Annotated in this window: 13 protein-coding genes; 9 read left to right on the top strand and 4 right to left on the bottom strand. The window is 68.7% G+C overall.

The window, feature by feature from the left end:
• Nucleotides 1-82 precede the first annotated feature (82 nt).
• The gene (locus tag AC6R2M_RS00915; protein ID WP_500484591.1) at nucleotides 83-697 is read left to right on the top strand and encodes a hypothetical protein; all 615 of its coding nucleotides are present in this window, start codon (nucleotides 83-85) and stop codon (nucleotides 695-697) included.
• A 73-nt stretch (nucleotides 698-770) separates the two neighbouring features.
• On the opposite strand, the gene denD is transcribed toward AC6R2M_RS00915, so the two are convergent.
• Nucleotides 771-1,754 (bottom strand): D-erythronate dehydrogenase, encoded by a 984-nt coding sequence (gene denD, locus AC6R2M_RS00910; protein ID WP_500484589.1) that lies wholly within the window; start codon nucleotides 1,752-1,754, stop codon nucleotides 771-773.
• Between the two features lie 235 nt (nucleotides 1,755-1,989).
• On the opposite strand from denD, the gene AC6R2M_RS00905 reads away from it, so the two are divergent.
• Together AC6R2M_RS00905 and AC6R2M_RS00900 are read left to right on the top strand one after the other, a co-directional pair.
• The gene (locus tag AC6R2M_RS00905) at nucleotides 1,990-2,730 is read left to right on the top strand and encodes a FadR/GntR family transcriptional regulator (RefSeq protein ID WP_500484587.1); all 741 of its coding nucleotides are present in this window, start codon (nucleotides 1,990-1,992) and stop codon (nucleotides 2,728-2,730) included.
• 131 nt (nucleotides 2,731-2,861) lie between these two features.
• Complete coding sequence (locus AC6R2M_RS00900; RefSeq protein ID WP_500484585.1) at nucleotides 2,862-4,028, top strand: fumarylacetoacetate hydrolase family protein; 1,167 nt, start codon at nucleotides 2,862-2,864, stop codon at nucleotides 4,026-4,028.
• Between the two features lie 34 nt (nucleotides 4,029-4,062).
• Here the strand turns inward: AC6R2M_RS00900 and gntR are convergent, their stop codons facing one another.
• The gene (gene gntR / locus AC6R2M_RS00895; RefSeq protein WP_500484583.1) at nucleotides 4,063-5,112 is read right to left on the bottom strand and encodes an HTH-type transcriptional regulator GntR; all 1,050 of its coding nucleotides are present in this window, start codon (nucleotides 5,110-5,112) and stop codon (nucleotides 4,063-4,065) included.
• 206 nt (nucleotides 5,113-5,318) lie between these two features.
• Here gntR and AC6R2M_RS00890 point away from each other — a divergent pair, with 206 nt between their 5' ends.
• From AC6R2M_RS00890 to AC6R2M_RS00865, 6 genes are all read left to right on the top strand, one after another.
• Entirely contained in the window at nucleotides 5,319-5,852 is a 534-nt protein-coding gene (locus tag AC6R2M_RS00890) for a TRAP transporter small permease (protein WP_500484581.1), read from the top strand.
• On the top strand, nucleotides 5,849-7,126 hold the full coding sequence (locus AC6R2M_RS00885) for a TRAP transporter large permease subunit (protein ID WP_500484579.1): 1,278 nt from the start codon (nucleotides 5,849-5,851) through the stop codon (nucleotides 7,124-7,126). Before AC6R2M_RS00890 ends, AC6R2M_RS00885 begins: the two co-directional genes overlap by 4 nt.
• A gap of 44 nt (nucleotides 7,127-7,170) precedes the next feature.
• A complete protein-coding gene (locus AC6R2M_RS00880) occupies nucleotides 7,171-8,178 on the top strand; it encodes a TRAP transporter substrate-binding protein (protein WP_500484577.1) in 1,008 nt (335 codons plus the stop codon).
• A 76-nt stretch (nucleotides 8,179-8,254) separates the two neighbouring features.
• Nucleotides 8,255-9,466, top strand: a complete 1,212-nt coding sequence (locus AC6R2M_RS00875; protein ID WP_500484575.1) for a mandelate racemase/muconate lactonizing enzyme family protein — start codon at nucleotides 8,255-8,257, stop codon at nucleotides 9,464-9,466.
• A 1-nt stretch (nucleotide 9,467) separates the two neighbouring features.
• Nucleotides 9,468-10,367: a DMT family transporter gene (locus tag AC6R2M_RS00870; protein WP_500484573.1), complete on the top strand. Its 900-nt coding sequence runs from the start codon at nucleotides 9,468-9,470 to the stop codon at nucleotides 10,365-10,367.
• A 40-nt stretch (nucleotides 10,368-10,407) separates the two neighbouring features.
• Nucleotides 10,408-11,175, top strand: coding sequence for an SDR family oxidoreductase (locus AC6R2M_RS00865; protein WP_500484571.1), 768 nt, complete (start codon nucleotides 10,408-10,410; stop codon nucleotides 11,173-11,175).
• Nucleotides 11,176-11,345: 170 nt separating this feature from the next.
• On the opposite strand, the gene AC6R2M_RS00860 is transcribed toward AC6R2M_RS00865, so the two are convergent.
• Nucleotides 11,346-12,794 carry an MFS transporter gene (locus AC6R2M_RS00860; RefSeq protein ID WP_500484569.1) on the bottom strand — a complete coding sequence of 483 codons (1,449 nt, stop codon included), beginning with the start codon at nucleotides 12,792-12,794 and terminating at the stop codon, nucleotides 11,346-11,348.
• Nucleotides 12,795-12,876: 82 nt separating this feature from the next.
• Entirely contained in the window at nucleotides 12,877-13,326 is a 450-nt protein-coding gene (gene soxR, locus AC6R2M_RS00855) for a redox-sensitive transcriptional activator SoxR (RefSeq protein ID WP_500484567.1), read from the bottom strand.
• Nucleotides 13,327-13,418 lie beyond the last annotated feature (92 nt).

The raw sequence follows: 13,418 nt of genomic DNA, 5'->3' as shown, positions 1-13,418 counted from the left end.
GACGGACGCTAGAAGCGGAATCGTAAGTCTCGCTGCGCTTTTCGAATGTCGTGGTGAACGTCACGAGGCTCGAAAGGCCGATATGCACCGGTACGATTTCCCCACGGCGTTCCTGCGCGACATCGCGGCATGCCTTCTCGCCGCGGCCCTCATCGCGGTCTTTGCCTTCGCGACCTTCGGCATCGAGTTCGGTTCGGCGGAAGAGGGCCCGCTCGAGACCGCGCAGGAATGGCTTCTGGTCCTCACCACCGCCTTCCTGGTCGCGGCCGCCCTGCGGCAGCCCATGGGCGCGCCCCGTCTGGCATCCATGGCCGGCGCAGTTCTTTCCGCCGTCTTCTTCTTCCGGGAGCTGGAACCGGTCGGCGACGAGCCGGTCGCGACCTATTTGCAGTCCGGCGCCTTCCGTCTGCACGAAGCGATCGTCGTCGCCGTTCTCGCGATCCTCGCCGCGCCTCGCGGCCTCCGGTTCGCCCCCGAAATCCTGAAATGGCTGGCGAGCCGATCGGTCTGGCCCCTGGCCCTTGCCGGTCTCGTCCTCCTCGCGGCGGACGCGATCGACGGTCGTCACGCCCTCTGGGGCGTCGAATGGCTGCCGCGGGCCATCGAAGAGACGATGGAGACCTTCGCCTACGCCGTGATCCTCGCCTGTGCGGTTCGCTGGCATGCCATCGCGAGAACGGACGCCGCGCGCGACTGAAGGACGGTGCCGCGTCGAAGCGGGACGGGCGCGTTCTAGCGTCCGCCCTGCCCCGCCCACCGATGTTCCGCGTTCAGCCGGCGCCCTGGAGCTCGTCCTCGATGTGCACGGCGATGATCTCGTCGAAGCTCGTCTCTGCGGTGAAGCCGAGCGCCAAAGCCCGCTTGGCCTCGAAGCCGGGCGCCCAGCCTTCGCACATGCGGGTGATCATCTCGTCCGGCTCGCGCCGGATCAGCGACACGGCCTTCTCGCCGGCGATGCGGCGCAGGGCCTCGATCTGCTCGCCCACCGTCGCCGAAAGGCCCGGCATCGACAGGTTGCGGCGCGCGCCGACCCGTTCGGGATCGATCGTGGCGGCATGCACGAGAAAGCCGACGGCCGAGCGGGGAGAGACATGCCAGTGGCGCACGGTCTCCGGCACGGGCAGCACCGCCTCCCGTCCGACCAGCGGCTCGCGCAGGATGCTGGAGAAGAAGCCCGAGGCCGCCTTGTTCGGCTTCCCCGGACGGATGCAGACGGTGGGCAGGCGGATGCCGATCCCCTCGAAGAACCCGCGCCGCGAATAGTCGGACAGAAGCAGTTCCCCGATCGCCTTCTGCGTTCCGTAGCTCGTCAGCGGCGTCTGATGGAAATCGTCCGGAATGGGATGCGGCAGCGGCGCGCCGAAGACCGCGATCGACGAGGCGTAGACGACGCGCGGCCGGTAGCCGTCTTCCTGCGAGGCGAGGCGGACCGCGTCGAAGAGATGGCGCGTCCCGTCGAGATTGACGCGGTAGCCCTTCTCGAAGTCGAGCTCGGCCTCGGCCGAGACGATCGCCGCCAGATGGAAGATCACGTCCGGCCGTCCCGCGATCAGCCGCGAGGCCTCCTCCGGGCTCGCAATGTCCGCCTGTCTCGCCTCGACGGCGCCCGGGAACCCGGCCGGCTCCTCCGGTCTCACCGCATCGACGAGCGTCAGGCGTTCGACCGTGCGCGAGCCGAGCGCGCCCTCGCGCACGATCCGGTCGGTCAGCTTGCGCCCCAGCATTCCGGCGGCACCGATCACGGCGACATGCATGGCTCACCCCTCCCCCTCTCTGTCTCGCCGCAAATCGCGGACGAGCTTGTACGGTTGTCTGATAACGCTCTACAGCATCGGCCTGAAAGTCAGAATCGATTTTCGGAAAGTGTGACGCGTAGAATCAGGGAGATGGAGCGACCTTTGTGCGACCGATCGGACGCACGGCGCTCTAGGAATGGGTCTGGAAGGACGGCCGGCCGCCGACCGGTCTGCGGGCGAAAGGGAATCGGACATGGCGGAGCGGCCAGCGGAAACGGCGGGGACGGGCTTTCGGCAGATCGCGCGCGCGGCTCATCTGCCGACCCGCATCGCCAAGGAGATCGTCCGCACCATCGCCGAGCGGGGTCTGGGAGCCGGCGAAAGGCTGCCGACCGAGCAGGTTCTCTCCAACGCCTTCGGCGTCAGCCGTTCGGTCGTGCGCGAGGCGATCGCGAAACTGCGCAACGAGGGGGTGGTGGAGACGCGGCAGGGCGTCGGCGCGTTCGTCACCGATCCTCAAAGGCGCGCGACGATCCGCATCGAGCAGGCGAGCCTTGCCGACCCCGCCAGCCTTCGAAGCTTCTTCCAGCTCCGACTGCCGCTGGAGATCGAGGCGGCGCGGCTGGCCGCCCGGCATCGCACGCAGCGTGACCTCGACCAGCTGCGCGCGGCTCTCGACGACATGATCCATGCAAAGGACTGGATGGATCGGGGCGTGAAGGGAGACCTCGCCTTCCATCGCGCGCTCGCGGCGGCGACGCAGAACGAGTATTTCACGATCTTCCTCGGCTTCGTCGCCGAAAAGATCAGCCTGACCATCGATACCGCCTTCTCCCGGGCGACGGGAACGGACATCGTCAGGATCACCATCGACGAACATGCGGCGATCCACGAGGCGGTGGCGGCGGGCGATGCGCCGGGCGCCGCCACCGCCATGCAGCGCCATCTCGTGCAGGCGGCGGCGAGGCTGCAGATCGTCGTGGAGACGCCTTAGCCGAGCTTCGCTTCGACGCACGGGCTCGCCGCAACGCGACGTTGCGAACCGGACTGGACAGCCCCCCGCCGATGTGGGAGGCGAACTTGTCTGACATCCGACAACAAGTCACCTTCGAGGGGGAGAGAACGATGGAGCGACATGGGCTGAGCGCCGAGCGCATCCTGCCGGAGGACGGAAACGAGGCGCTTCTCGTCGGCCGGGTCTGGTCGAAGGCGGCGGGCGGCCCCTGCCCCGTCCTCGTTCGCGAAGGCCGCCTGACCGATCTCTCTTCGCTCGCGCCGACGCTGTCGGCGCTTCTGGAACGCCCGGATCTCGGCGACCTGCGGGCGCTGTCGGACGGCCTTCCCGACCTCGGATCGCTCGACGACCACCTCTCCGGCGCGGCGGGCGAACTCCTGGCTCCGGCCGACCTGCAGGCGGTGAAGGCGGCGGGCGTCACCTTCGCAGACAGCATGCTCGAGCGTGTCGTCGAAGAGCATGCGCGGGGCGATGCGGGCCGTGCGGAAGAGGTCCGCGCCCGCCTCGCGCCGGTCCTCGGCGACAGTCTGCGAGGGGTCGCGGCCGGGTCGGACAAGGCGGCCGAAGTGAAGGCGCTGCTTCAGGAGCTCGGGCTCTGGTCGCAATATCTGGAGGTCGGCATCGGGCCCGATGCCGAGATCTTCACCAAGGCTCAGCCGCTTTCGGCCGTCGGCTGCGGTTCGCCGATCGGCATTCATCCCAAGTCGGAATGGAACAATCCCGAGCCGGAGATCGTCCTCGCCGTCACCTCGCGGGGGGTCATCGTCGGCGCCACCCTCGGCAACGACGTCAATCTGCGCGACTTCGAGGGCCGCTCGGCGCTCCTCCTGTCCAAGGCAAAGGACAACAACGCGTCCTGCGCTCTCGGCCCCTTCATCCGCCTGTTCGACGCCGGCTTCTCCCTCGACGACGTGAAGGGCGCGGAGATCGCCCTGCGCGTCGAGGGCGAGGACGGCTTCGAACTGGATGCCGTCAGCCCCATGCGCGCGATCAGCCGAACGCCGGAGGATCTCGTCTCGCAGCTCCTCAACCGAAACCATCAATATCCGGACGGAGCGCTCCTGTTCCTGGGCACGATGTTCGCGCCGACGAAGGACAGGCGCGGCCCGGGCCTGGGTTTCACCCACGAGATCGGAGACAGGGTCACCATCTCCTCGCCCCGCCTCGGCCGCCTCGTCAACGAGGTCCGGTACAGCGACCAATGCGCGGAATGGACCTTCGGCATCGGCGCCCTGATGGCCAATCTCGCAAGGCGCGGTCTCCTGCGGGCGGGCTGACGCGGCCCGGGCTGTCGTCGCTGCGCTTCGGCGCTCAGCCCGCTTCGCGAAGGCGCCCGGCGAGCCGGTCGGTGCTCTGGCGTCGGATGAGATCGAAGCCGAGATCGACGACCGCCCGCTCGGGCCGCTCGCCCCGCGCGGCGGCCACGATCATCTCGATCGCGCCGCGCCCCATCTCGTATCGCGGCGTCCTCACGGACGAGATCGAGGGAGCGCTGGCGCTCACATATTCGATGTCGTTGTAGCCCATGATCCCGAACTGGTCGGGAACGCGGATGCGCCGCCGCTGGCACTCGAAGAGCGCGCCCAGCGCCATGTCGTCATTGTTGCAGAACACCGCGTCCGCCTCGGGCGCCATGGCCAGGAAGTCGGAGAACATGCGGCTGCCGTGCAACACGGAGGTCGGCTGGGGCGAGGTGAGGATCAGGGCCTCGTCGTAGAGATCGGCTTCCACGACCGCATCGACATAGCCCTGAAGCCGCCGCTGGCTTCGCGGGTCCATGCGCCCGCCGATGAAGCCGACGCGCCGGTAGCCCTGCTCGATCAGATGCCGCGTCGCCGTCTGCGCCGCCTTGCGATGGTCGAAGCCGACGACCATGTCGATCGGATCGGGGCCGACATCCATGATCTGCACCACCGGGCAGCCGAGCCCGGACAGGATCTCCCGCGCCCGCGGGGACTGGTCGAGCCCGGCGACGACCAGTCCGGCCGGGCGCTGCGCGGCGAACAGCTTGAGGAGCTCCTCCTCCTTGGCGTCCTGATAGCGCGAATTGCCGAGCTGCACCTGGTAGGGCGTGCCCTCCGCCGCGTCGTAGATGCCGCGCAGGACGTCGATGAAGACGAGGTTCGACACGGAGGGGATGAGGACGCCGATCGTCGAGCTCCGCGCCGAGACGAGCGTCCGGGCCGCCTCGTTCGGCGTGTAGCCCAGCCGTTCGACGGCCTCGGCGACGCGCGTGCGCACGGCGTCCGAGACCATGTCCGGCGTGCGCAACGCCCGCGACACGGTGATAGCGCTAACATCGGCGGCGGAGGCGACGTCCTTCAGCGTCGCGGCCCGCAAGGCCTTGGCTCTCCTCGACATGCCCCCCCTTTGCCCAGCCGTCGAACGATGCAGGTCGTTGACAATGTTTTACGTTACCAAATAAGCATGATCTCGGGAGAGCCGCCAGTTCCGCGATGCGTCGCGAGCGAGACGGCAGGAGGTCCGGGAGCGCTTGAGCGCGCTCGGGAGGAGATTTTCATCATGCGCTCAGCGCATTCGCGGTTCCGGGCGCGGGTCGTCCGGTCATGACCAAGGCCGTCGACGTCGTCGTCAGGGCGATCGAAATGGTCCTCGCCGCCCTGCTCCTCGGCATGGTCGTGATGGTGGCGTTGAACGTCGTCCTTCGCTACGGCTTCAATAGCGGCCTGACCTTCTCCGAGGAGATGTCCCGCTACTTCTTCGTGTGGCTGACCTTCGTCGGCGCCGTGCTCGCCTTCCGCGAACACGGCCATATCGGCGTCGAGACGCTCGTCCGCCGGTTCGGCCGACGCGGCCGTCTGGCCTGCATGCTGATATCCAACCTGATCATCTTCGGCTGCTCGGCCGTCTTCTTCCACGGGACCTGGGTGCAGCATCCGATCAACGCGACGATGACCGCCGCCGTGGTCAACATGTCGATGATCTGGGTCTACGGCATCGGCTACTTCACGAGCGCCGGCATCGGCCTGATCGCCCTGGCACGCGTCGCCGCGATCCTCACCGGGCGCGTGCCTGAAAGCGAGATCGCCCGCTTCGTCGGCGAGTACGACGACACGCAGACCGAAGAGCGCGCATCGTGACCATCGTCGTCTTCCTCGCCGCGCTCTTCGCCTCGCTCTCCATCGGCGTGCCCGTCGCCTTCGCGCTTCTGACGACCGGCATCGTGCTCATGAGCTACATGGGCATCTTCAACACCCAGATCATCGCGCAGCAGATGATCACGGGCGCCAACACCTTCACGCTTCTGGCGATTCCCTTCTTCCTTCTGGCGGGCGAGCTGATGAACGCAGGCGGCCTGTCGCGCCGCATCGTCGACTTCGCGGTCACCTGCTGCGGCCACATCAAGGGCGGGCTCGGCTACGTCGCCGTGATGGCGGCGATCATCATGGCCTCCATGTCCGGCTCGGCCGCCGCCGACTCGGCCGCCCTGGCGGCCATTCTCATCCCGATGATGCGCGATGCGGGCTACAACGTGCCGCGCGCCGCGGGCCTGATGAGCGCGGGCGGCATCGTCGCGCCGGTCCTGCCGCCGTCCCTCGCCTACATCATCTTCGGCGTGGCCGCGAACGTCTCCATCACGGGCCTGTTCCTCGGCGGCATCGTGCCGGGCCTGATGATGGGCGCCGCGCTCGCGGCCATGTGGGGCTTCGTCGCGCGCAAGGAGAACGTGACACCGCTGCCCCGGCGCTCGGGCGCCGACCGCCTGAAGGCCGCCGGTTCGGCCATCTGGGCGCTCTTCATGCCGGTCATCATCCTCGCCGGCATCCGTTTCGGCATCTTCACCCCGACCGAGGCGGCGGTCGTGGCGGCGGTCTACGCGCTCTTCGTCGGCGGCGTCATCTATCGCGAGCTGACCTTTGCGAGCCTCTACCGCGTCTTCGTCAACGCCGCGAAGACCACCTCGGTCGTCATGTTCCTCGTGGCGGCGGCGCTGGTCACCTCCTGGCTCATCACCTCGGCGAACATCCCGAACGAGCTGATCCGCCTCGTCGAGCCGCTGATCGACCGGCCGCAGGTGCTGATGCTCGGCATCGTGGTCATGCTGCTCATCGTCGGCATGGTTCTGGACCTCGCGCCCACCATCCTGATCTTCGCGCCCGTCCTGATGCCGATGATCCGCACCGCGGGCATCGATCCGGTCTATTTCGGCATCATCTTCGTGATGACGACCTGCATCTCGCTCATCACGCCGCCCGTCGGCGTCGTCCTGAACGTGGTGAGCGGGGTGTCGCGCGTGCCCTTCGGAAAGGTCGCGGCCGGCGTCGTGCCCTTCATCCTGTCCCAGCTCGTCGTGCTCGCCCTGCTGGTGGCCTTCCCGCAGATCGTGCTGACGCCCCTCGGCTGGCTGCGCTGACGCTTCGATTCGACAAACGCAAAAGAACTTGGAGGAGCTTGCCCATGAAAACCGTCATCACAGCCTCGATCGCCGCCGCCCTGGCCCTCGGCGTCGCCCTGCCCGCCAGCGCGGAGGTCTCGACCCGCACCATCCGCATCGCCAACGGCATCGCGGAGGATCACCCCGTCGGCAAGGGCGTCGACGCCATGAAGGAATGCATCGACGAGCGCACCGGCGGCGCCTGGACGATCAACGCCTTCTGGAGCTCGGCGCTGGGTGACGATCTCCAGTCGGCCCAGTCGCTGCGCTCCGGGACCCTGGAGATGGTCATCTCCTCCACCTCGCCGCTCGTGGCCATCGAGCCGGCGCTGGGCGTCTTCGACCTGCCCTTCCTGATCTCCAACGAGCAGGAGGCGGACGCGCTGCTCGACGGCGAGTTCGGCCAGTATATGGCCGACATGATGCCCCAGCACAATCTGGTCAATCTCTCCTTCTGGGAGAACGGCTTCCGCAATCTGTCGAACTCCGTGCGGCCGGTGGAATCGCTAGAGGACTTCAGCGGCATGCGCGTGCGCGTCATGCAGAACAACATCTTCCTCGACACCTTCCAGACGCTCGGCACCAACGCGACGCCGATGGCCTTCGGCGAGGTTTTCACCGCGCTCGAGACCGGTGCGATCGATGCGCAGGAGAACCCCTACGTCACGATCGACACCTCGCGCTTCTACGAGGTGCAGGACTACGTCTCCAACACCCGCCACGCCTACACGCCGTTCATGGTGCTGTTCTCCAAGCCGATCTTCGACACCTATTCGGAGGAGGAGCAGCAGATCCTGTTCGACTGCACGGCGGCCGGGCAGACCGTCCAGCGGGAGGCCAGCCGGTCGCTCTCCGAGGAGTCCCTGCAGCGCATCAAGGACGCGGGCCTCGAGGTCAACGACATCTCCGAGGAGGCGATGGCGGAGATCCGCGAGGCGGTCGCGGGCGTCTACGAGCGCAGCGCGAACTCCATCGGCGCGGACGTGATCGAGCGGGTGAACGCCGAGCTGCGGACCATCCGCGGGCAGTAAGCTTCAGGAGCAAAGCGGGCCGGCGCCGAAAGGTCCCGGCCCGCTCCCGCCGTCCAACGCCTTTCCGGACATCGCCATGAAGATCACCGGCGTCGAGACCCTTCGGCTCGGCCAGTTCGCCAATGTCCTGTGGGTGCTGATCCGGACCGACGAGGGGCTGACGGGCCTCGGCGAGACGTTCCTCGGCGCCGCGGCGGTCGAAGCCTACATCCACGAGACCGTCGCGCCCAAGCTCGTCGGCCGCGATCCGATGCAGATCGAGGCCATCAACCGCGACCTGATCGGGTATCTCGGCTGGCGCGGGGCGGGCGTCGAGACCCGCGGCAACTCCGCCGTGGACATCGCGCTGTGGGACATCTTCGGCAAGGCGCTGGGCGTTCCGGTGAGCGTCGCCCTGGGGGGCCGGTCGCGGGAGACGATCCGCACCTACAACACCTGCGCCGGATACGGCTACATCCGCGATTCGCGGGCGCAGTCGGTCGAGAACTGGGGCCTCGGGCTGGAGCCGGCCGGACCCTACGAAGACCTCCACGCCTTCCTGAACAACGCCGACGATCTCGCCCACTCCCTTCTGGAAGAGGGGATCACCGGGATGAAGATCTGGCCCTTCGACATCGCGGCCGAGCGGACCCACGGCCTCGACATCTCCGCGGCCGAACTGAACGCCGCGCTGGAGCCCTTCGAGAAGATCCGCCGGGCGGTGGGCGACCGGATGGACATCATGGTCGAGTTCCATTCGCTCTGGCGCCTTCCGGCCGCCCAGCGGATCGCGCGCGCCCTCAAGCCCTACGACACCTATTGGCACGAGGACGCCGTGCGCATGGACAGTCTCGACACGCTGAAGGCCTACGCCGCCCACAGCGACGCGATGATCTGCGCCTCCGAGACCCTCGCCTATCCGCATGCCTTCCGGGACTATCTGGCGACGGGCGTCGCGGGCGTCGCCATGCTCGACCTCTCCTGGTGCGGCGGGCTTTCCGAAGCGCGCAAGATCGCCGCGCTAGCCGAGGCGCACCAGATTCCCGTCGCCCCGCACGACTGCACCGGGCCGGTGGTCTTCATGGCCTCGTGCCACTTCTCCCTGCACGCCCGCAACGCGCTGATCCAGGAATCGGTCCGGGCGCTCTACACCGGCTGGTACAGGGAGGTGGTCGATGCCCTGCCGACCGTGGAGCGGGGAAACATCAGCCTTCCCGAGACGGCGGGCCTCGGCGTCGAACTCCTACCCGAGACGTTCCGGCGGGCGGACGCGGTCCACCGGCGGTCGAACGCCGACGGAGAGCTCTGAGATGAGCGCGACAAGCCTGCGCCATCAGGGCCGCGCCATGACCCCGGCCCGGATCGGCATGCTGATCATGCTGCTCGGCATGTTCCTCTTCGCAACGAACGACGCGCTCGGCAAATGGCTGGTGGCGACCTATTCGGTGGGTCAGGTCCTGCTCCTGCGCTCGGCCGTCGCGCTGGCGATCCTGGCTCCGTTCCTCTGGAAGCTCGGCCTGCGGCCGATCCTGTCGGCCGAGCGGCCGCTGCTTCAGCTCGCGCGCGTCCTCTTCTCCACCGTCGAGGTCTTCTGCTTCTACTGGGCGGTGATCTATCTGCCGCTCGCGGACGTCATGACCTACTGGCTCGCCGGCCCCATCTACGTCGCGGCGCTCTCGCCCTTCCTGCTCGGCGAGACGGTGGGACGGGTGCGCTGGACCGCGATCGCCCTCGGCTTCGTCGGCGTCCTGATCGCGCTCACGCCGTCCGGCGAGATCGAGCCCTTCGCGATCGCCGTCTCGCTCGTGGGAAGCCTCGCATTCGCGCTGATGGTCGTCACCGGTCGCACGCTGAGAGGCACGCCGGACACGGTGCTGGTCCTGTTCCAGATCCTCGGCGCGCTGGCGGCGGGCATCGTGCTGGCGCCCGCCACCTGGGTCGATCCGAGCGCGGTGGACGTCATCCTGCTCGGCGCGCTCGGGGTCGTCGCCATGGTCGCCCATATCTGCGTGAACCGGGCCGTGAAGCTGGCGGACGCGGCGACGGTCGCCCCGCTGCAATACACCTTGCTGCCCTGGGGGATCGTCCTCGGATGGCTGTTCTTCGCCGACCTGCCGAGCGCGACCATGCTGATCGGAGCGGCGATCATCGTCGCCTCGGGCTGCGTCATCGCGGTCCGGGAGAACCGGCGGCGTCCCAAACCCGCGTGACGGCGAGAACCGCCGCCACGATCCCGACCGGAGCTCTGGCGTGAACCCTCTCTTCGACCTTTCGGGCCGCACGGCGCTCGTCACCGGTTCCTCTCGCGGGCTGGGGCTCGCCATGGCCGAGGGACTGGCCGATGCGGGCGCGCGCCTGATCCTGAACGGCGTCGACGCAAAACGGCTGGAAGCGACGGCCGAAGCCCTGCGCGACAAGGGGCGCGACGTGCTGGCCGCGGCCTTCGACGTGACCGACGAGGCCGAGATCGTCGCGGCCTTCCAGCGGTTCGACGCCGAGGGCGTCGAGATCGACATCCTCGTGAACAATGCCGGCATCCAGTTCCGCAAGCCGATGGTCGAGCTCGCGACGGCGGACTGGCAGCGCGTGATCGACACCAATCTGACGAGCGCCTTCGTCGTCGGGCGCGAGGCCGCCCGGCGCATGATGGCCCGCGGGAGGGGCGGCAAGATCGTCAACATCGCGTCGCTGACGAGCGAGCTCGCCCGCGCCACGGTCGCGCCCTATACGGTCGCCAAGGGCGGCATCAAGATGCTGACGAAGGCGATGGCCGCCGAGTGGGGCGAGCACGGCATCCAGGCGAACGCGATCGGCCCTGGCTACATGCTGACCGACATGAACGAGGCGCTGATCTCCGATCCCGCGTTCGATGGCTGGGTGAAGGGCCGGACGCCGGCCCGCCGCTGGGGCCGGCCGGACGAACTGGCGGGAGCCGCCGTCTTCCTGGCCGCTCCCGCGTCGAACTACGTCAACGGTCAGGTCATCTATGTCGACGGCGGGATGATCTCGGTCCTCTGACCGCGAGCGACGAGAAGCCTTGCCGCGCGCCCCGACGTCGCTGACGCGCGGCGTCGGGGCGCCCTGGCTACCGCATCGGCCCGAAGATCGGAATCGATCTTCGGAAAGCTCGATGCGTAGATTCAAGCAGTTAGAGCGACCTTTGTGCGTCCGTTCGGACGCACGGCGCTCTACCGCCGGCCGCCGGTGAGACGCACGACGCGCAGCGCGACGAGAAGGCCGAGAGCCGGTGCGAGGGCGAAGGCCAGACCGAGCAGGAGCGCTGCCCGCGAAGCCCCTTCCGCGCCGCCGGGATCGGCGATGCCGGCCATGTTCGCCAGCATCCCCGCCAGCGCCGTGCCGAAGGCGATGGCGAAAAGCTGCACCGTCGTCATGCCGCCGGTCGCCAGATCCTCCTCGCCCGCCGGCGCGCTGGCATAGACGCGCGTCACCACGCTCGGCCAGGCGAGGCCGATCCCGAAGCCGACGAGCAGGATGCCGAGGCAGATGGCCGAGAGCTGCGCCCATTCGCCGCCGCTCGGATGCGGCAGGAAGGCGGTGAGGAGGCCGAGGCCGCAAAGCGTCAGGGCCGTGCCGGCCGGAAGCAGCCGGTTTCCGTGAGCCTCCTGCCACCGCCCGCTGATGAGCGAGGCGAGCGACCAGCCGATCGCCATCAGCGCGGCGAAATAGCCGGCCCAGAGCGGCGACTGCGCGTGCAAGACCTGCAGGAGGTAGGGCACGAAAATCTCGGGCTGCATGGCGAGCATCAGGAGCGCGATCAGCGCGTAGACGGCGCCGAGAGCGGTCGCCGGATTGAAGGCGCGGCGCGGCAGCAGGCGCGCGGAGGCCTTCGCGTCGACCACGGCGATGAGCGCGACGAGGCCGAGGCCGGCGCCGAGCCCGGCCAGCTGCCAGCCGACGGTCTGCGACAGGCCCGCCGCCGAGACGGTGAGGACCGAGGCGACGAGGAGAGTCAGCTGGACGAAGGGGATGGCCGTCCCACGGCCCGCATCGTCGCTCGCGCGCGGCAGCATCCGGACCGCGACGAGCGCCAGAAGCGCCGCGAAGGGCAGGAGCGACCAGAAGGCGGCCCGCCAGGAGCCGAGTTCGGCGAAGATACCGCCGACCGCCGGCCCGGCCAGCGCGGCGATGCCGTACATGGCGGAGACGAGGCCGATCGTGCGGCCCCATAGGCGCTCCGGCAGGACGAGGCGCGTCAGCGCGTAGGACAGCGCGTAGAGGAAGCCGCCGCCGAGCCCCTGCACCGAGCGTCCGGCGAGCATGACCGGCATGGACGGGGCGACCGAGCAGAGAAGCGTTCCGGCGAAGAACAGGGCCGCCGCCGTCAGATAGGCGCCGCGCGGGCCGAAGCGGGCGAGAAGCCGTGCGGTGAGCGCCGCGCCGATGATCGAGCCGGTGACGAAGAGCGTCGTCGCCCAGGCGTAGAAGTCGAGGCCGCCGATCTCGCGCACCACCGACGGCATGACCGTGGTCGCGATGTAGGTGTTGACCGCGTGGAGGGCGACGCCGCCGGCCAAGGCGGCCGCGAAGATGCCGTTGCGGCCGCTGAAGAGATCGCCCCATCCGGGGGCGGCGTCCGGCTCCAGATCGAGGCTGGAATGTCCTGCGGAGGATGACATGGTCGGCTCCTTGTCTGAACGATGCCGACAAGGGGTCTAGAACCTCGAGCATGGTTGAGGTCAAGCGACTTTCGGAGCCGGCCTATCGCTCGCCCGTGAGCCGGCGCGGGCCCGGGCCGCTTTGGCCGAGCGCATCGTCGGGATTGCGCAAGGGGCAGTCCTCCAGCGACAGGCACCCGCAGCCGATGCAGGAGTTGATCTGGTCGCGAAGCTGGGAGAGGGCGACGATGCGCGCGTCCAGCATCTCGCGCCAGGTCTGCGAGAAGCGCTTCCAGTCGGCGGCGTTCGGGACGTGGTCGTGCGGCAGGTCCGCCAGCGCCTCGCGGATGGTGGCGAGGGGGATGCCGGCCCGCTGCGCGATGCGGATGATGGCGACGCGGCGCAGCACCGCGCGGGGATAGCGCCGCTGGTTTCCGGCCGTGCGCCAGCCCGCGATCAGGCCCTTGGTCTCGTAGAAATGCAGCGTGGAGACCGCGACGCCGGAGCGCCGGGCCACCTCCCCCACCGTCAGCTCCGTCGGAACGCGCGCCATCGTCTCGAACCTCGATGTGGGTTCAGGTCTACGCGATCGCACGGCGACGGACCAGCAGATGGCGCGGCATTGTGCGCCTCGGCGACCCGCGA

The sequence above is a fragment of the Aureimonas sp. CAS genome, assembly GCF_059838215.1.
Note: the sequence above shows the minus strand (reverse complement) of the source record. Positions and strands in the feature narration are given on the sequence as shown.